This is a genomic window from Actinosynnema sp. NPDC053489, assembly GCF_044544865.1.
GTDB lineage: Bacteria > Actinomycetota > Actinomycetes > Mycobacteriales > Pseudonocardiaceae > Actinosynnema.
In genome coordinates this window covers 154,689-172,749 of record NZ_JBITXT010000013.1, presented here as the reverse complement: position 1 = coordinate 172,749, position 18,061 = coordinate 154,689, and the positions used below count along the sequence as shown (strand labels likewise).

Genomic DNA, 18,061 nt, shown 5'->3' with positions numbered 1-18,061 from the left:
AGGGCGGAGCGCCGGGGCGTCCGGGCTGACGCCGTTGGCGATGGTCGTTTCGCGATGGTTGGCATGCAGGGGACCGGAAGTCCCGGACGCCCTAGGTCGGCCTCCCGCGCTGGCGCACACACGCATCGCTGACCTTGGCCACGTCGATCGCCACGCACGCGACGTTACCGTCGCTGCTGGCGGCTTGCGGCGAGGCCGAACGCTCGGGTGCGGCGCCGGGCCCTGCGGAAGGTGTGAATCGGGTACGGCTGCCCGCGGGAGTGGTGATAATCGGGGTATGGCCACCGATCCCGCTACTGATCCCGTCACCGATCCGGCAAGCGGTTCCACTGCCACGCCGGCCGAGCCGCCTCAGCCGCCGCCAGTGGACAAGGAGTGGTTGGAGGTAGAGAACGTGCGCGGAGAGGATGCCCTTGAGGAGGGCTCCTGGCCGTTCGGTCGGCGCGGGTGAGTGATCAGGGCAAGACCTATGCCGGATTCATCGAGGCGGAGGTCAAGGCCGAGCGGGAGCGGCGGGCGGCGTTCGACGCCCGTGGGCAGGCGTTGATCACGACGTCCGGCGTGTTGGTCACATTGCTCACGGGGGTCGCCGCGCTGGTGAAGACAGCCTCCACGCCGCGCTTCCCCGTCGTCGTCACGGCCACGACCGGCGCCGCGCTGCTGCTGTTCGCCGCTGCGGCGGCGTGCGGAGTGGTGGCGGGGTGGAACCGGCACTACGCGGTGGCCGCGCCCAGGACCCTGGAGCGGATGGTGGCCGACCACTGGACCGACGACGAGGTGAACGCCCGCAACAACGTCGCCGACCTGATGGTCCGCACCGTGGAAACCCTCAGGCACAGCAACGCTTTCAAAGCGCGCTGGGTGGCGACCGGCCTGGTCGTACAGGTGGTCGCGCTGGTCGTGCTGGGGACTGCGGCCGTGCTGACCATGGCGCACGTGTGACCGCGCGGCGGGCCGACGAACTGAGCGGCTTAGGCCGGTGGCGGGAGGCCGTGGCAGAGTACCGGGCCCACCTGGAGGCTCATCCCGACGACGTGGACGCCCGCACCGGTCTCGGGACCGCCCTGCGTGCGGTGGCCGACCCCGCCGGGGCAGTGGCGGCCTTCGACAGGGTGCTGGCGGTCGCCCCGGACCTGTTCCCGCCCCGCTACCAGCGCGCGTTGGCGCTCGCGGGTCTGGGACGGGACGAGGAAGCCGTCGAGGACCTGGACCGGTTGATCGCGGGCCACCCCGAGGTCTGGTATCTGTTCTCGGATCGCGGCGCGCTGCACGCCCGGCGCGGCGACGTCGACGGCGCCCTGCGCGACCTGGTAGAGGCGGTGCGGTTGGCGCCGGAGGAAAGCTTCGCCCGCTACAACCTGGGCCTGGTCTTGGCGGAGACCGGCCGGCTCGTCGAGGCGCATCACCACTTGGCGCACGCCGCGGGCGGCAGCCCGGACGCGGCGCGGGCGCGCAACGACGTGCGGCGGACCCTGCTGGCGCGGGCGAGCCGGGATGACCTGGAACAGGCGGTGCACGCGGTGTTCGACGCCGGGTCCGCCGACGAGGTCGCCACGCTCGCCGATGTGCACCCGTTCGTGCTCACCGAAAGGTTCGTCGAGCTGGTCGAGGCGGTCGCGGGCACGCCGGGTCAGTTGCTGCCAGCGCAGGCCTGGCGGCGGGTGGAGGACCTTCGGCTGTTGGTCGACGACGCGCCAGGGGAAGCGCCGTCCGGTTCGTTCGGCGACGTGTCCGACCTGATGGTCGCGCTGCACGAGAGCGGCGAGCACGAGGCCGCCCACGCGCTGGCGCCGCAGGTCGCGCGCTTGGCGGAGGACGAGTTCGGTACCGGGTCGCTCCAGCACGCGCGGCAGGTGGCCAGTTGGGCGGTGCTGGCCCTGCGGGTGGATGCACCGGACGCGGGCGACCTAGTCGCGACCGCGCGTGAACTGCTGTCCCGCGCCGATCCCGCCACGTTGACGCGGTTGCTGGTGAGCTTGGACGCGCTGCGCCCGGGTCCGGAAGGGGATCGGGCGCTGGACGACGCGCTCGCCGTGGTTCGCGACCCCGCCGTTGCGGTCGACGCGGAGGACGCGGTGCGCGTCTACCGGGCCCGAGGCAGGCGGCTGTTCGACGCGGGGCGGTACGCCGAGGCCGAGGACGTGCTGCGTGAGGCGGTCGCGGTGCCCGGTGTCGAAGGTGATCGGCTGGCCGAGCTGTGCACGGGCGTCGCCGAGGCGGTGTTCCAGCAGGGGCGTCCGGCTGATGCCGTGCCGTGGTGCGAACGCGCGCTGGATATCCGGCGCGCTGAGCACGGCGAGACCGACCACCTCGTCGGGACGGCGATGCGAGAACTCGGGCAGGTGCTCCAGGAGGCTGGGGATCTGGGCGGGGGCGAGTCGTGGCTGCGGCGCGCGGCGCAGGTCTGGTCTCGGCTGCCCGGCCGCGACGGCGAGGTGGCCGAGGCGGAAGCCGAGCTGGCGGGGCTGTACGCGGCCGCGAGGATGACCGACGAAGCGAGCGCCGCGATCGGGCGGGCGCGGGAGGCCGTCGACCGGATGCCGGAGCCGGGTGCCGTGCTGCTGTCCGTGTCCGGCGCGCTCAACGCGTTGGCGAACGCGCACTACTGGGCCGGCCGGGGCGCGGAGGCGTTGCCGCTCTACCGGGAAGCGCTGCACATCGTGGAAAACAGCGCGCACGGCGACGCCCGCACTCTGTCCACGCTGCAGCAGAACATCGTCAACACGCTGGACCTGCTCGGTCAGGCCGACGAGGCGCCGGACCGGGACGTCGCTGCGGAGAAGCACAACCTCGCCCTCGACCGCCTCCAGCGCGGCACGCGGACCGGTGTTGTCCCGCTGCTGCGCGAAGCACTCGCCCTCGACCCCGACAACGACCTGATCCGCCTCGACCTGGCCGAGGCGCTGAGCCAGGACGACGAGGACGACGAGGCAGCACGCCTGCTGTCCGACGTCCTCGACCGGGGTGACCAGCGGCTGCGCGGGCGGGCGTTGACCGAACTGGCCGTAGTGGTGCAGCGCCGGGGCGACCTGGCGGTGGCGCAACGGCTCCTGCGCGAAGCCGTGGTTCTGGCAGACGCGGACGGGACGGTGGAAAACCGGGTCGACGGACGGCAGCACCTGACCCTGGCCCTGGTCCGCGGTCACGACCTGGCCGAGGCGTACGAGACCGCGCAGCAGGCCGTGACCCTGGCGCTGGACGCGTTCGGCACGGACGCCCCGCTGACCGCCCTGTCGGAGCTGACCTGGGCGCGCGTGCTGACCGAGGACGGCCGCCGTGCCGAGGCCGAGCCGGTGATCCGCCGCGCCATCGCCACGCTTGAGCGCCAGGTGCGCCCCGAGGACGCGGCCTTGGTGTCGGCCTGCAACGACCTCGCCAACTGCCTGCTGCACCAGGGCCAGCCGCACCACGCGGTCCCGTGGTTCCGCCGCGCGCTGGCCGCCGACACCGCCGTCAGCCACACGGCCACCGCCACCATCGCGCAGAACCTCGCCTTCGCCCTGGCCAGCCTGGGCGACTTCGCCTCGGCTGGGTCTCTCGCCGCCGACGCCGCCGCGCGCGTCCTGGCCCAGCGCGGACCCGACGACCCGCGTTACGGCGCGGTCCTGGCCACCCTCGGGCAGATCGAGCTGGCCGGCGGGGACCTCTGGGCCGCCGCCGACCACCTCGTCGCTGCGTGCCGCATCTTCGACAACGGTTCCGACGAGCGCGTTCTGGCCGTCGCCCGGAGCAGCCTCGCCGACCTGTACTTGAGGATCGGCGCGACCCGCACCGCGCTGTCGTTCGCCGTCGCGGCCGAAACCAGCGCCCGCGCGCGCTACAGCGCCGACAACCCGGTGCTTGCACCGATCCTGTCGAGCCTGGCGAAGTGCCGAGCGGCCACCGGCGACCCGGAGGTGGCCGAGCGGCTGTACCAGGAGGTGCTGGACTTGGTCCCGTGGTCGCGAGCCGACCTGATTGACCTGGCGGAACTCCGGATCGCCACCGGGGCGCACGACGAGGCCTACACGACGCTGGAACGCCTCGTGGCGCAAGAGGACGCCGACCTGACCGGCGTGCTGGCCGACGCAACCGGGCCGTTGCGGACGGCGCACTTCCGCAGTCTCGGCCGCACGGTCACCGCCTACCTCAACCTGGTCATGCTGGGCCACGACTCGGCGCAGTCGGTGCGGCGGGCGTGGGAGCTGAGCGTGCGCCGGCGCGGACTGGACGCCGAGTACCTGGAACTGCGCGCCACCGCGCCGAAGTCGGCCGACCTGCGCCGCGAACTCGCCCAGGTGAGCGCGGACATCAGCCGGGCCGTGCTGGCCGAAGCCACCGACGACCTGCCCCGGTTGCGCACCCGGCACGACGAACTGGAACACCTGCTGGCCGGACGAGTGCCTGCCGCCACGCTCGCCGCGCGCATGGGGTCCGTGGACGCCGATGCCGTGCTCGCGGCCTTGCCGCCGGACACGACCCTCGTCGACGTCGTCCGCGCGGACGACGTCGACTTCGGTAACACGGTGCTGGGCGCGGCCCCGGCCGACCGGGTCGAGTACGACCACACGTGGCGGCGACACCCGACGCGCTACTTGGCGTTCGTCATCGGCACCGAGCGGAAGGTCCGCGTGGTCGACCTCGGTCCGACCGAGCCCGTGGACGAGCTGGTGCGGGCGGTCCGGCGCAGAATCTACGCGAAGGAGGCCGACACCGCCGCCACCGAGGCACTGGCCGCGTGCCTGACGCCGGTACTGCGCCAGGTGTCCACCGAACGGCTTTTGGTCACCGCCGACGGGCCGCTGGCCCAGGTGCCCTGGCAGGTCCTGCCCACCGGCCCGGACCGCCTCCTGCTCGACGACCACACGGTCAGCTACTTGTCCAGCCCTCGCGAAGTCCTGCGCTGGCAAGTCGATCGCCCTACGACCGCGCCGCTGGTCGTCGGCGACCCGGACTTCGACCTCGACGGTCCGCCCGGCCGATTGGACCGGCTGGCGGCCACCCGTACCGAGTGCGCGGAGATCGCCGACCTGCTGGCCGTCAAACCACTGCTGGACCGAGCGGCCACGAAGGCAGCCGTGCTGGCGGTCCGCTCGCCGACCATCCTGCACTTGGCCACGCACGGCGTGTTCCTGCCACCCGCCGCGCCACCGGAACCCAGCGACATTTACGACACCATCAACCTGCTCGACGTACCCGGCGAGGGCACGTTCCTCGTGGACGCGCGCCGCTACAACGCCCCCCGCCCGGACGTTGACGCGCTGCTGTCCTCCGCCGTCGCCCTGACCGGCATCAACGCCTGGATCACCGGACACCCCACCCCGCCCGAGGTGGACACGGGCGCGTTAACCGCGCAGGAGGCCTGCGCGATGGACCTGCGCGGCACCCGCCTGGTGGTGCTGTCTGCGTGCGAGACCGGACTCGGCGACCACAGCCGCGGCGAGGGCATCGTGGGCCTGCGGTGGGCCCTGCGCGTGGCCGGCGCGCACACCGTCGTCACCGCGCTGTGGAAGGTGCCCGACAAGCGGACGCGGCAGCTGATGGTCCTGTTCTACCAACGACTCCTGGCCGGCGACACCGCGCCGGACGCGTTGCGCGCGGCCCAGCGGACGATGCGCGACCGGGGGTTGGACCTCAGCGTGTGGGGCGCGTTCGTTCTGCACGGCCGACCCACCGGCATCCTGACAACCGCGTCCTGGCCCTCCGCCCCGCGGCTCAGCCGGTGACCCGCTGACAGGCCCAAATGCTCGAAGGTACTTGGCCTAAGGCCGGATAGTCAGTGTTTTCGCTGGTCAGATGGCCGGGCTGCAGGAGCCATGACACAGGACAACGGAGCTCGTTCGCGAGCGTATTGATGAGCTTCCTGACGGCGTCGTGAAGCGCCGTGACGGCGTCGCCGAGCTGCTGGCCCTGTGCCTGTCGAAAATGTCATCCGTGCAGGTCAGGCGATATGGCAGGGTTACTGAAGATGGTGCCGGGCCGCTGCTGTGAGGGATCTGTTGGACAGCGCGAACCTGCAGACCGCTCGACGAGGACGGGCGAATTCTGATGAGGCCGCAATAGTGCGTGATCGGGGTTGGCGCGGTCGGCTATGTGTTGCGGTTACGGGCGGTGTGGGGAGTGCTTCATGTGCGAAAGTTCGCGAGGGACCGGTGCTGAAGTCGGTCAGCGCGGATACGCGTCCTCCGCTGGTGTGGTTGTGCAGGCGGGACGCGACGTGGTGCTCACCGTCGATCATCACGTCCACCATCGCGGTGTGCTTGCCCAGCCTGTACGTGTCCTGCTGATGTTGCCGGCCTGCGTGGCGGGAGTCGTGCTCGTCCTGCGTGGTGGGGTGTTCGTGTGGGCTGCTCCCGGCGCGGTGGTGCTGGTGGCCCTCTTCTCGCTGTGGCCTGTGAGGCGGGGAACTCCCACTGATCGGGTCTTCCTCGTGATGTCGACGTTCACGCAGAAGTACTGGGTGCTGGACTTCCTGCAGCGCCTGCACCGCTCACTGGACCGCAAGGGCCTGGACCTGGTGCTGAAGGTGCCCGACCGGGATCACGACGCCGCGGCGCTGGCTCATGACCTGCGCAGGGTGTTGACCACCCGAAGCGGTTACGTCGGCGGGGTCGTTTGGCCGACCGAGTTGAGCCGGTCGCGTCCCGACCTCCTGGAATTCTGCGCGGAAGTGGCGCTGCCGGTGGTGTTCACCGACATGGAACCGTTCGAGGACGAGAGTGATTACCCGGACAACACCGCGTTCGTGGGGTACCGCGCCGAGGACCTGGGCGAGGAGGCGGGGCGTTGGCTGGTCGGGCACCTGCGTCGGTGTGGTGTGCGGAGTCCGCACGTCCTCATCGTGGCCAGTCACGAGCACCCGGACCGGCAGAACCGCTGTGCGGACCTGCTGCGGGCGGAGTTCGACGGCATCTCGATCACTGTTGACGACACGTGCGACTTCCGCCGCGCACGGGCGCATGACGCGGTGCAGGCCCACATCCGGTCGTCCGGGAAGCCGCTCGACGCCGTGTTCTGCACCAGCGACGACATGGCACTGGGCGCCGTAGACGCGATCCGTGCCGACGCCTCGCCCAACACGAGCGACACCGTGGTGGTCGGCATCGACGGAATTCCCGAAGCCCTGAACCTGATCACCTCGGCTCTGAGCCCTTTGCGCGCCACGGCGGTCCAGGACACGCACCGGCTCGCCGAGTGCGCGGTCGAAGTGCTCCAGAAGATGCTTGAACAGCGGCGAACACCGAAGCGCACCATCCTCAAACCCCAGGTGTTCCACACGCCTTGGACGTCCGAGATCGCTTGATGCTCGTACAGGCGTTCGACGCCTGCAGCGGTCGACACAGGCTCGTCACGGGAGAAAATTGGGAGGATTCAAGGTGGGAGACGTTTGACCAGCGCATCGGCGCGAAACCCGTGAAGGCGTTTGCGGGTGTGGTCAACGATGTCACTGTGGTGGCTTTTGTCGCCACGGGCGGGAAATACCGGAGATGAGTTCTCTTGGCGTTCGCTCCGACTTCGGCGGGCCTGACCAAGTGGGGTCTGCCGTGAGTGATGTGATCGACGCCCCCTTCTGGAACAGGTCAGGCGATGATCAGCCTGTCCTGATCACGGATCAGAATTCGTCACCGGAATTAAATTTGCGACCTATTCATGTTCGCCGGACACGGTGCGGGCCTTCACAGTGGAGGACGAGGGGCAGGTCATCGGGGAACTGAACGTGTTTTCCTCCGATCTGGTCTTCGAGGTACTGCCACTTGATGAACTCGGCTACCTTGAAGAGGTTTGCGCAGGGCCTCCGAGGAAGGCAGGGTGGCGTGGTTGGGCTTCGAGGGCCACTTCCACTTCGACCACCTCGACGGACGACGTGGCACGGCATGTCTACGGCGTCTGCGGCACGGCGGCACGCCTCACGTCGTACTGGACCAGCGGGACATGGCCGGCCCTGACTGGGGCGAGGCGTCCGGCACCATCGCCAGATGCTGGGTCTGGCCGGGTGCACGGGTGCGCGGCACAGGGGGTATCGCCGCACCCATAGCCGGAGGATCGCCGCGCTGGTGAGATAGCCGTTGCGGTGAATTATTCTATTCTGGCTCAGTGCCACTGGTCGCTTGTCTGGTGAGCTTCTCCGATAACCCGAGGCGGCTGTTGCCTGCCTGCGGTCGGTGCTGCCGGGATGGCAGCCGGTTCGGTCTGGGCGGTGTGCCAGGTGGTTCCGTACCGCCGCAGACCACATCAAGCACTACACCTGCCCCACCACTGCCAGACCACCCGATCGCAGAGCCGGGCTGCACCTCGATACGCCGTTGACCAGTCCGTGGCTTGATCAACGAGTACAAACACGCAGCCGCCTAACCGCAAGCCAAGTCCTGTGTCCGACTTTTGACACCCCACAGGTGGCATTCGGGTGAACCCGGTTGCACGAGCCGGTTCCGACTCGCCGTGCCGCTAGCATCGAGCCGCTGATCAGCATCGGGGGAATCTCGGCGATGAACGCGTATTCGGTCGACTACAGCCGTGCCCGCACCGTTTTCGTGGTCGCCTTCGTGGCGCAGTTGCTGGGGTTGATGGGGTTCAAACTCGTCTGGCCGTTCCTCCCGCTCTACCTGGGTGACCTGGGCGTGCCGGCCCACCGCCTGGCGCTGTGGGCGGGCCTGCTGGACTTCGCCGAGGAGATCGCGACGGTGATCGCCGCGCCCGTGTGGGGCGTGCTCGGCGACCGCTTCGGGCGCAAGGTGATGGTCGTGCGCGCCCTGCTCGGCGGTGCCCTGGTGATCAGCCTGATCACCGCCGCGCCGAACGAGTACGTCGTGCTGGCCCTCGTCATCCTGTCCGGCCTGCTGACCGGCGTGATCAGCCCGCTCAACGCGCTCGTCGCCTCCGTGACACCGCCGGGCAGCCTCGGCAAGGTCATGGGGCGGCTGTTGGCGGGCGTGTTCCTGGCGAACACCACGGGCCCGCTCCTCGGTGGCCTCATCGGTGACGCGATCGGTTTTCGCGGCGGTTTCCTCATCGGCGCCGGGCTGCTGGCCGCCGCCGCGGTCCTGGTCCTGCTGCTGGTTCGGGAGCCGCCGCTCCAGCGCACGAGCACCGGTGAAGGAAAGCAGGAGATCGGGTTCTTCCGGCAGTTGTCGCGCATGGTCCGGGTGCCCGGCTACCCGGCGCTGCTGGTGTGCCTCGGCGTGCTCGGCCTGTCGGGCATGATGCTGTACCCCATCCTGCCGGTGCTCGTCCCCACCCTCGCCGGCCTGCCGACGCGGGCCGGTGAGGCGCAGGTTGCTACCGCGGTCGGACTGGCGCTCGGCGTACCGGGGGTCGCCGGAGTGCTGGCGTCGTGGAAGGCGCACCTGGTCGTGGAGCGGCTGGGCAGCGGTCGGACGCTGTTGTGGTCGGCGACGATCGGTGCTCTGTTCACCGCGGCTCTGTTCTTCGTCGACTCGTTCTGGTGGCTGGTCGGGCTCCGCGCGGTGAACGGACTGTTCCTCGGCGTCGCCCAGGCGGCGCTCGGCGCGCTCGTCGGCGTCCTCTCGCCGCGCGACCTGTACTCGACAGCGTACGGCGTGGCGGGGTCGGTGCAGTCCGCTGCCACGGCTCTCGGTTTCCTCGGCGGCGGGCTCGTCGGCTTCCTGTTCGGCCTGCACGCCGCGTTCATCGTCAGTGGCGCTCTGCTGTGCGTCGTGGCGGTCGTGGGCGTCTTCTCCCTGCGCGCCGACCAGGCCCGACCGGCCGAGACCACCATTCCGCGAACCTGAGGAAGAAATGACGAATCAGGTGACCCACTCGTTCCTCGAACGGTGTCGCGCAGGCGATCGGGCGTCGACCGAGGTCATCCGGGGCGCCATCTTCCCGGATGCGTTCGACGCTGTGTACCGAAACCGTCTGTTCCCGCGGCCGCTGTTCGTGGGCGAACAGCGCGTGCGGCGATTCGCAGCGGATCTCCGGGGGTTGTTCGAGGGAGATCTCGGACGCTACTACGCCGCCTGGGACATGGATCCTGCGCGTGCTGCGGTGCTGTCCGGGTCGGTGGAGAAGCCGGCTGTGTACGGGCGCGTTGATGCCTGCGACCCGTTCAAGGTGCTGGAGCTCGACCTCGGCAGTCGCGCCGGTGGCGTCGAGATGTCCTGGCTTGGTCGTGCCGCGCTGGGGCGAGAGGGGTTCCGGAGCTTCGCGGCGCAGCACGGGTCGTCCCACGTCGACACGGCGGGGCAGGTGGCTGCCGACGAGTGGGAGGGCGCTTGGAGGTGGCGGGCGGCCTGCGGACGTGGTGCTGCGGTACTTCACCGACGAGGAGATCGCCGAGGACGCGGAGGTGGCCGGCAGTGCGATATGTACTGCGGCGGGTGTTGTTGGGGCTCGAGTGGTAGTTGGTTGCGGGCTTGGTCCGTGCGGGGTCAGGTGGCTTGGTGGTGTTGAGGATGCCCGCCCAGTCGTTGCCGTCGGCGGGCAGGATCTCCACGTCCTTGTCCCGGTCGCTCGTGGGCAGCAGGCGCAGCAAGACGAACGCGTTGATCACGCTCGGGTAGGCCAGCCTGAGCAGCACAGCCGGTCATCATGCCGTCCTGGCCCTCATCATGCGGATGGTGACCATGGTTGCCGTGAGCGCTTCGAGGTTCTGCGGTACGTGCGCCCATTAGCTGCGTGGATGAGGTTGTCGGCAAGCACGCCGTTCGCAGTGTGCGTTCATCCGGGGCGCCTGCGGCGCGCTCTTGATCATGCGGAGATCGTCGGCCTGGAAGACGCTGTCGAACGCCTGACCGTACTTGGCGTCGCGGTCCCGCAGCAGGAAACGCAGGGGCTCCTTCCGGTGTCTGCTGGGTAGGGTGCTGGGCGTGAACGTTGCGCTGCTTGCTGAACTCGACCGAGTTCCTCGTCCTTCCCGACGGCACACGGGTGGAGATCGATGACGTTCACGTCGTGATGTCCACGCGGCCGCCCGATCTCGAAGTGGTCGCCCGTCACGACGATGACGTGCTGTGGCGCGGTTCCCGGCCGCATCGCAGCCCGACCCGTACCCCGGCCGACGTCGAGTGGCGCGTCCTGGCCGCCCGCCGACAGACCCGCCGCGGTCCGGTGCGCCTGGCCGGACTGGCTGGGCTGCCCGCCTCCACCATCGGCCGGGTGCTGCGCCGCCGTGGCAAGCCGCCCTTGACCCTGTGGCTCGGGGTCGGCCTGCACGCCGGTATCGCCGTGCTGTTGAGCCTGCCGGTGTTCGGGCTGGTGGTGATCGGCCTGGTGATCGTGGCGTGTGCGTGGCGGCGACCGGGCTGCCGCGGATCGGGAAGGGGAGGTGTGCGCGATGGCGGAGGCGGTGGTCGAGCCGTTCCGGCCGGCTGGGGCTGATGAGGGGGATCTGGCGGACTACTACCGGGTGCTGGTGGACGCGCAGGGGGTGGACCGGCCCGATGAACCGATACCGGGGTACGGCACGGTCGTCGGCAGGCTCGACAGCCCGTTCCCGGGGCTGGGTCCGGCGACCCACTGGGTGGCCCGGGTCGGTGGTCGGGTGGTCGCTTTCGGCAACGCCCACTTCCCGGAGGCGGAGAACGGCCACATCGCCGTGGTGGACGTCGTGGTGCACCCGAGCCGTCGGCGCGGGGGGATCGGCACGGCACTGCTGGCGGTGATCGGGGCGGAAGCCCGGGCGCGGGGGCGCCGGTTGTTGGAGGGCTGGCAGGTCGTTCAGGGTGGTTCCGGTGAGCGGTGGGCCGCGGCGTCGGGGTTCCGGCCGGTGCGGTCGATCGCGATCCAGGCCCTTGAGGTCGCCGAGGTCGACCATGCCCGCTGGCGGGTCGCGGCGCCTGCGGGGTACCGGGTGGTGCGGTGGACGGGAGCGGCGCCGGAGGAGCTGGTGGCCTCCTATGCCGCCGCGCGCAGTGCCATCAACGACGCCCCGGTGGGCGAGTCGGGGTTCCGGCAGCCGGAGTGGACCGTGGCGCGGGTGCGCGAGCACGAGGCGGGGTTGCGGGAGCAGGGCATCGAGCAGCGCACGGTGGTGGCGGTGGAGGTGGCCACCGGGGACGTCGTGGGGTTGACCGAGCTGGTCGTCCCCCCGCACCGGCCGGACTGGGGTTACCAGCAGGACACCGCGGTGCTGGTCGGCCACCGCGGGCACGGGCTCGGGCTGGCGATCAAGGCGTGCCTGGTCCGGCACCTGGTGGCGGAGCGGCCGGGGATCACCCGCGTTCAGACGGCCACCGGTTCGGACAACGCCCACATGATCAGGGTCAACCACCTGCTGGGCTTCCGGACCGTGCGCACCTTGATCGCGATGAGCCGGGAGGTGCGGGGCGGGTAGCCGGTGAAGTCGGCCACGCGTCCCGCACTCGGGCGTGGGAGTGGGCTGTGGGGGCAGGACGGGCCGGATGACCGCCGCCTGATCGGTGACCTGCGGTGCGGCGGCTGCACGGTCGCCCTCGCCGATCAGGCCGCCGAGGGCTGGTCGGCGGCGTATCGAGGTGCGGCTTGGCTCGGTGGTCGGATTGTCCGGTCGCGATGAGCAGGCGGTCGGTGACTTCGCGTCTGGCGGTTCTGACGAACCGTTCCGCGTAGCGGTTGGCTCGTGGGCACCGCGGCGGGATTCTCGCGATGTCGATGCCCGCGCCGGAGAAGGCCGCGCCGAATGACGCGGTGAACTGGCCGGTCCGATCTCGGATGAGGAACCGGAAGTCGGCTGCCCGGTCGCCGAGGTAGGCGTCGCGCCGATGCGGCGGGCGAGGGCGGGCGGGGGTTGGCTCGGTGCGGTACGGCGATTTCGTGTCGCAGGACCAGCCGGTCGACGACCGGGGCGGAGATCAGGTACAGCAGTCGCGACGTCATGCCCTGTGATCGTGCCCTGCCGTTCACGATGCCTCGCCGACTGTTCAGGTGCCGTGACCTGCGACGTCACGGTGAAATGGCTCAATACCGGTTAGGACGCTCGTCCGGACTGGCGGCTCCTGCCGGGCCAGGGTGGTGCGTCCGGCTGACCTTCGGCGGATCTCGGACTTGAGTACCCCCAGGGGGTATGTTAGCTTTCCGACCTGAAGATACCCCATGGGGGTAACAGGAGAAGGGTTGGGGCAATGTGCAGCTGTCAGGCGAACGCGGGCACGGCCACCGTTGAGAAGTCCCTCGGTGGCGTCGACTTCCTGGTCCAGGGCATGACCTGCGGGTCGTGCGCGGCGAAGGTGAGCGCCGCGGTGCGCGGCGTTCCCGGCGTCGAGGACGTCGAGGTCGACCTGGGCACGGGCAGGCTCACCGTCGCCGGTGACGTCGACGAGCCCGCCATCACCGCCGCCGTGATCGGCGCCGGGTACTCCATCTCGCAGACCTGACCGCCGCGGCGGTCGCAGTTCGTCCCCGGTGGGACCGTCCACCGGGGACGGGAAGGACGTCAGTCATGAATCCCGACCCGAGGCGCTGGTGGGCACTGGTCGTGCTCGCCGGGGCGCAGTTCATGGTCATCATGGACACCTCGATCATCGCCGTGGCGCTGCCGGACATGCAGCGCGAACTCGGTTTCACCCCCAGTGGGTTGCAGTGGGTGTTCAACGCCTACGCCGTGGCGCTCGGCGGGCTGCTCCTGCTCGGCGGGCGGTTGTCCGACCTCTGGGGCGCGCGGCGGGTCTTCGCCGCCGGCTGGACCACCCTGGTCGCGGGTTCGGTGATCGCCGCCGCGGCGAACGGCGCGGGCGTGGAGATCGTCGGCCGCGGCGTGCAGGGCGTCGGCGCGGCGTTGATCGCGCCGGCCGCGATGACGCTGCTCATGGTGCTGTTCGCCGGTCAGCCGCACGAGTTGCCCAAGGCCATGGCGTTCTACGGCGCGGCCGCGCCCGCGGGCGGCACGGCGGGCGTGTTCCTCGGCGGCGTCATCACCGAGTGGCTGAGCTGGCCGTGGGTGTTCATCATCTACATCCCCATCGGCGTGCTGAGCCTGGCGCTGACGCCGCGCCTGCTGCCCACCGTGCCCGGCCGCCGGGGCGGTCTGGACGTCGGGGGAGCGATCGCGGTGACCGGCGGCCTTGCCTTGGCCGTGTACGCGGTCGTGCAGGCACCCGAACGCGGGTGGACGTCCGCCGCGACGCTGCTCCAGCTCGGTGTGGCCGCGATCCTGTTGCTCGGCTTCCTGGCGATCCAGCGGACCGCCAAGAACCCGTTGATGCCGCTGAAGGTGTGGCGCACCCCGGACCTGGCGGCGGCGAACGTCGCGATGGTGCTGCTGGGCGCGGCGTGGATCCCGATGTGGTACTTCCTCAACCTCTACGTCCAGCAGGTGCTCGGCTTCGACGCCTTCGCCAGCGGAGCCGCGCTGCTGCCGATGACCGCGCTCATGACGGTGCTGATGACCACCGTGACCGGTCGGCTCATCGGCCGGTTCGGCACCAAGCGGCTCATCGTCACCGGCCTGGCCGTGCTGGCTGCCGGGCTCGGGCTGCTGGCCACGGCGAACGCGGACGGCGGCTTCGTCACCGACGTCCTGCCCGGCTCGTTGATCGCGGCGATCGGCATGGCGCTGGTGTTCATCCCGGCCACGCTGAGCGCCATCGGCGGGGTGGCCCCGGAAGAGGGCGGGCTCGCCTCGGGCATCGTCAACACCACCTACCAGATCGGGTCGGCGCTGGGGCTCGCCGCGATGACCGCCGTCGCGACCTCACGGGGCGCGGACCGGCTCGGTGACGCGGTCGCGCTGACCGACGGTTACTCGGCCGCTTTCGTCGGGGCGGCGGTGGTGGCGCTGGTCGGCGCGGTCGTGGCCGCCGTGACGCTGCGCGGCGCCCGGGCGGCGAAGGACGAGAAGGTGGCTGTCGCGAGCTGACGCGTCGTCTTTCATTTGCCCGGCATATACCCCCTGAGGGTATATGCCGGGCACGGTCGGTGGTGAGGGTCCAGTACCGGAGATCGCCTGTCCCGGCACCCGTGGCCGCGCAGGTCGTGGATGAAGTCGTGCAGGTGGCGGTGACCCCGACGCCGGTCGAGAGCCACCACGCGGTGGCCGAGGCCGGATCGTGCCCGTCGTGCTCTGCACCGACAGCTCTGCACCGACAGCCACGCCGTGGCCGCGATCGGGCACGTCGCCACCGGCACCGTCCCGGCGACCTCGAAGTCCACCGGGCCGTCGAGGTGAGCGCTCGAACGCGGCTGGGGATCAGCGCCCGCGCCGCGGGCACCGGAGGACGAGGTTTCGAGACGGCGGCTACCGGGCCGGTGTGGCTCGGTAGCCGCCGTGCGGAGCCCTGCTGTCAGCAGCTCCCGTTCGATTCCTTCAGGCCCGTGTTGGCGCCCGCCGTCTGCCCGACGATGGTCGGCACGCAGGCGGCCTGGTCGAGCGTGAAGCCGTACGGGACGCTGACCGTGGTCGTGGACTTGACGTCCGGCCCGGCGGGCTTGTGCTCGCCGTCGGGGGTGGACCAGGTGACGTTGTCGAAGATGTTGCCGCTGACCTGCCAGTAGCCGGCCAGGTCGGTGTAGAAGGTGCCGAGGACGTCACGGGAGTTCTTGAAGTAGTTGTTGTCCACCTTGGCCTTGGCGCCGGCCCGCGAGTTGATGCCGGACTCGTTGAGGCTCACGTAGTAGTTGTTGTACATGTGGCCGATGCCGCCGCGCAGCAGTGGGGTGCGGGAGTCGATGTTCTCGTACAGGTTGTGGTGGAAGGTGACGAACCCGTTCGAGAGGTCGCTCTCGCTGGACCCCACGAGGCCGCCGCGACCCGAGTTGCGCAGGGTGCTGTAGGACAGGGTCACGTACTGGGTGTTGTTCTTCATGTCGAAGAGACCGTCGTAGCCCTCCGCCTCGCCGCCCGACGCGAGCAGGGTGGTGTGGTCGACCCAGACGTTGCGGACGTTGCTCTCCATGCCGATGGCGTCGCCGCCGTTGGACGTGGGCGAGCCGGACTTCTTGACGTTCCGCACGGTCACGTTGCGGATGATGATGTTGCGCGAGTCGCGGATGTGGATGCCCAACTGGTCGAAGACCGCTCCGCTGCCGACGCCGATGATCGTGACGTTGCTGATCTGCTTGAGCTCGATCACGCCGGAGGCGGTCGAGCAGCTGCCGCCCGACACCTGGGTGGTGTTGCCGTGGTTGATGGTGCCCTCGACCTCGATGGTGATCGGGGTGCTGCTGCTGGCCCGCGTGCACAGCGCCTGGTGGATCTGGGTCCCCGTGGTGGCCCGGACCGTCGCCCCGCCCTGACCGCCGGTGGTCCCGCCGTTCTGGGACGCGTAGCCGGTCGCGGTGCCCGTGGGCGGCCGGGTCGACGTCGTGGTGGTCGTGGTCGACGTCGTCGTGCTGGTGGACGTCGAGGTGGAGGTGGACGTGGAGGTCGACGTCGAGGTCGGCACGCCGTCCACCGGGGTCAACGTCCACTGCTTGGTGGCCACGCTGTCGCAGGAGTTGATCTGCACCCCGGCGCCGGCGGCGGTGGAGCTGTCCTGGATGTTCATGCACTTGGTGCTGTTGGTGTCGACCAGGCGGTAGTTGGCGCCGCTCGCGGTCGCCGTCCAGGTCTGGCCGGGGCCGCCGGTGCACGTGACCTGCTGGACCGCCTTGCCCGCCGACGTGGACGCGTCCTGGACGCCGACGCACAGGCCCGTGGCGACCGAGCTGATCCGGTACCCGCCGCTGACCGCCGTGAACTTCCACTGCTGGCTGCTCGCGGTGCCGCACGGCGCCTGCTGGAGCTGGACACCCGCGGTCGTGGTCCCGTTGGGAACGGTGAGGCAGTGCCCGGTGCCCGCGTTCTTCACCGCGTACGTGCCCGCGCCGATCGCCGCTGAGGCGGTCGTGATCGGCCAGGCGACGAGCGTGGCGGCCAGCGCCGTGGCTCCCGCCGCCGCCGCCAGGCCCACGCGCCATCGCGCGCCGCGTGGTCGTGCGGTGCGCGTGGTGGGGGGTTGAACATTCATCGACTACTCCGCTCTGGCTCATCCGGACACGGGAACTGGCGGCGGTGACTGTTCACGCTTGGCGGAACCCGCCGGCGAGAAATCCACCGGCACGCGATGGCCAATGCCACGCGTCCGAAGTGCATCCTCACGTCGTTGTGGGAAATCGCCCTCCGTCGGATGCTAGGTGGTTCGGAAGTGGGCGGTCAACAACGGTTTTGACGGCTCGGGTCGATGGGGTGTCGAATATGATCGAACGCCCAGGTCAGGCGGGTGTTAATCGATCACCAACCGGCTGCGGCGTCAATGCAGTCGGTCATACTTGTGAACAGAATCGACGGGTGCCGATCACACTTGTGAACAAATGGGGCGCCGGTGGTTGAATTCGGAGGGTCTTTTTCCAGGTGTCGGACCCCGACGCCTGCCCCGGTGCGACCAAGCCATCACCACCGAGGACGCGGAAAGTCGGCCGCGCGGTACGACCCGCGGTCGGTTGGAGTGCGCGGGCGGACGTCATGCCGTGCCGGGCGACGTGTGGGGCACGATGGCGTGGTGGCACCGACCAACCCGCCCGAACGCGAAGTGCGCGCCTGGTACACCGACGAGACCATCAGGGTCTACCAGGCGTACCCACCCCCGATCGCCGAGGCCGCCCTGGCCGCCGGGACGTTCGTGCCGCCCTTCAAGCGCGAGCGCATGACGTGGATCAAACCCTCCTTCCTGTGGATGGCCTACCGCTGCGGCTACGCGGGCAAGCCCGGGCAGGAAAGGGTCCTGGCCGTCGACATCACCCGTGAGGGGTTCCACTGGGCCCTGGCCCACGCGGCGCTCAGCCACTTCGTCCCCGCTGTGCACGGTGACCGCGCCGCGTGGGCCTCGGCGGTCGAGGAGTCCCCGGTGCGGGTCCAGTGGGACCCCGAGCGGAACCTGCGGCACGAACCGCTGGGGCACCGGTCGCTCCAGGTCGGCTTGGCCGGGGACGCGGTGCGGCGCTACGCGGAGGAGTGGATCACCGCGATCACCGACGTCACCGACCTGGTGCGAACCGTGGGCGGACTGGTCTCGGCCGGTCGTGACGAGGAAGCGCACGCCCTGCTGCCGGTGGAGGACCCGTACCCGCTGCAGGCGCAGCTGGCCACTCGGTTGGGCGCCGGCTGAGCTCGCGGCGCGCCCGGCCCTGGACCGCGTCCGCCGGAAGGTCGCGCGGCCCTCCTCGGCCTCGC

10 protein-coding genes are annotated in these 18,061 nt (G+C 70.3%); 9 read left to right on the top strand and 1 reads right to left on the bottom strand.

The window, feature by feature from the left end:
* The first annotated feature begins 447 nt into the window (after window positions 1-447).
* The 8 genes from ACIGNX_RS27405 (at window position 448) to ACIGNX_RS27370 (ending at window position 14,770) form a co-directional block, all read left to right on the top strand.
* Window positions 448-942 (top strand): hypothetical protein, encoded by a 495-nt coding sequence (locus tag ACIGNX_RS27405; RefSeq protein ID WP_396543581.1) that lies wholly within the window; start codon window positions 448-450, stop codon window positions 940-942.
* Window positions 939-5,705, top strand: coding sequence for a CHAT domain-containing protein (locus ACIGNX_RS27400; protein ID WP_396543580.1), 4,767 nt, complete (start codon window positions 939-941; stop codon window positions 5,703-5,705). The genes ACIGNX_RS27405 and ACIGNX_RS27400 overlap by 4 nt, the downstream gene beginning before the upstream one ends.
* 491 nt (window positions 5,706-6,196) lie before the next feature.
* The gene (locus ACIGNX_RS27395; protein WP_396543579.1) at window positions 6,197-7,282 is read left to right on the top strand and encodes a sugar ABC transporter substrate-binding protein; all 1,086 of its coding nucleotides are present in this window, start codon (window positions 6,197-6,199) and stop codon (window positions 7,280-7,282) included.
* Between the two features lie 1,111 nt (window positions 7,283-8,393).
* The gene (locus ACIGNX_RS27390) at window positions 8,394-9,728 is read left to right on the top strand and encodes an MFS transporter (RefSeq protein WP_396543578.1); all 1,335 of its coding nucleotides are present in this window, start codon (window positions 8,394-8,396) and stop codon (window positions 9,726-9,728) included.
* 1,093 nt (window positions 9,729-10,821) lie between these two features.
* Window positions 10,822-11,316: a hypothetical protein gene (locus ACIGNX_RS27385; protein ID WP_396543577.1), complete on the top strand. Its 495-nt coding sequence runs from the start codon at window positions 10,822-10,824 to the stop codon at window positions 11,314-11,316.
* On the top strand, window positions 11,273-12,271 hold the full coding sequence (locus tag ACIGNX_RS27380; protein ID WP_396543576.1) for a GNAT family N-acetyltransferase: 999 nt from the start codon (window positions 11,273-11,275) through the stop codon (window positions 12,269-12,271). The genes ACIGNX_RS27385 and ACIGNX_RS27380 overlap by 44 nt, the downstream gene beginning before the upstream one ends.
* Before the next feature lie 766 nt (window positions 12,272-13,037).
* Window positions 13,038-13,289, top strand: a complete 252-nt coding sequence (locus ACIGNX_RS27375; RefSeq protein ID WP_396543575.1) for a heavy-metal-associated domain-containing protein — start codon at window positions 13,038-13,040, stop codon at window positions 13,287-13,289.
* Between the two features lie 65 nt (window positions 13,290-13,354).
* Window positions 13,355-14,770: an MFS transporter gene (locus tag ACIGNX_RS27370; protein ID WP_396543574.1), complete on the top strand. Its 1,416-nt coding sequence runs from the start codon at window positions 13,355-13,357 to the stop codon at window positions 14,768-14,770.
* Between the two features lie 424 nt (window positions 14,771-15,194).
* Here the strand turns inward: ACIGNX_RS27370 and ACIGNX_RS27365 are convergent, their stop codons facing one another.
* Window positions 15,195-16,859 (bottom strand): RICIN domain-containing protein, encoded by a 1,665-nt coding sequence (locus ACIGNX_RS27365; RefSeq protein ID WP_396543573.1) that lies wholly within the window; start codon window positions 16,857-16,859, stop codon window positions 15,195-15,197.
* A gap of 531 nt (window positions 16,860-17,390) precedes the next feature.
* Here ACIGNX_RS27365 and ACIGNX_RS27360 point away from each other — a divergent pair.
* Window positions 17,391-17,996, top strand: coding sequence for a DUF4291 domain-containing protein (locus ACIGNX_RS27360; RefSeq protein WP_396543572.1), 606 nt, complete (start codon window positions 17,391-17,393; stop codon window positions 17,994-17,996).
* The last annotated feature ends 65 nt before the right edge of the window (window positions 17,997-18,061 follow it).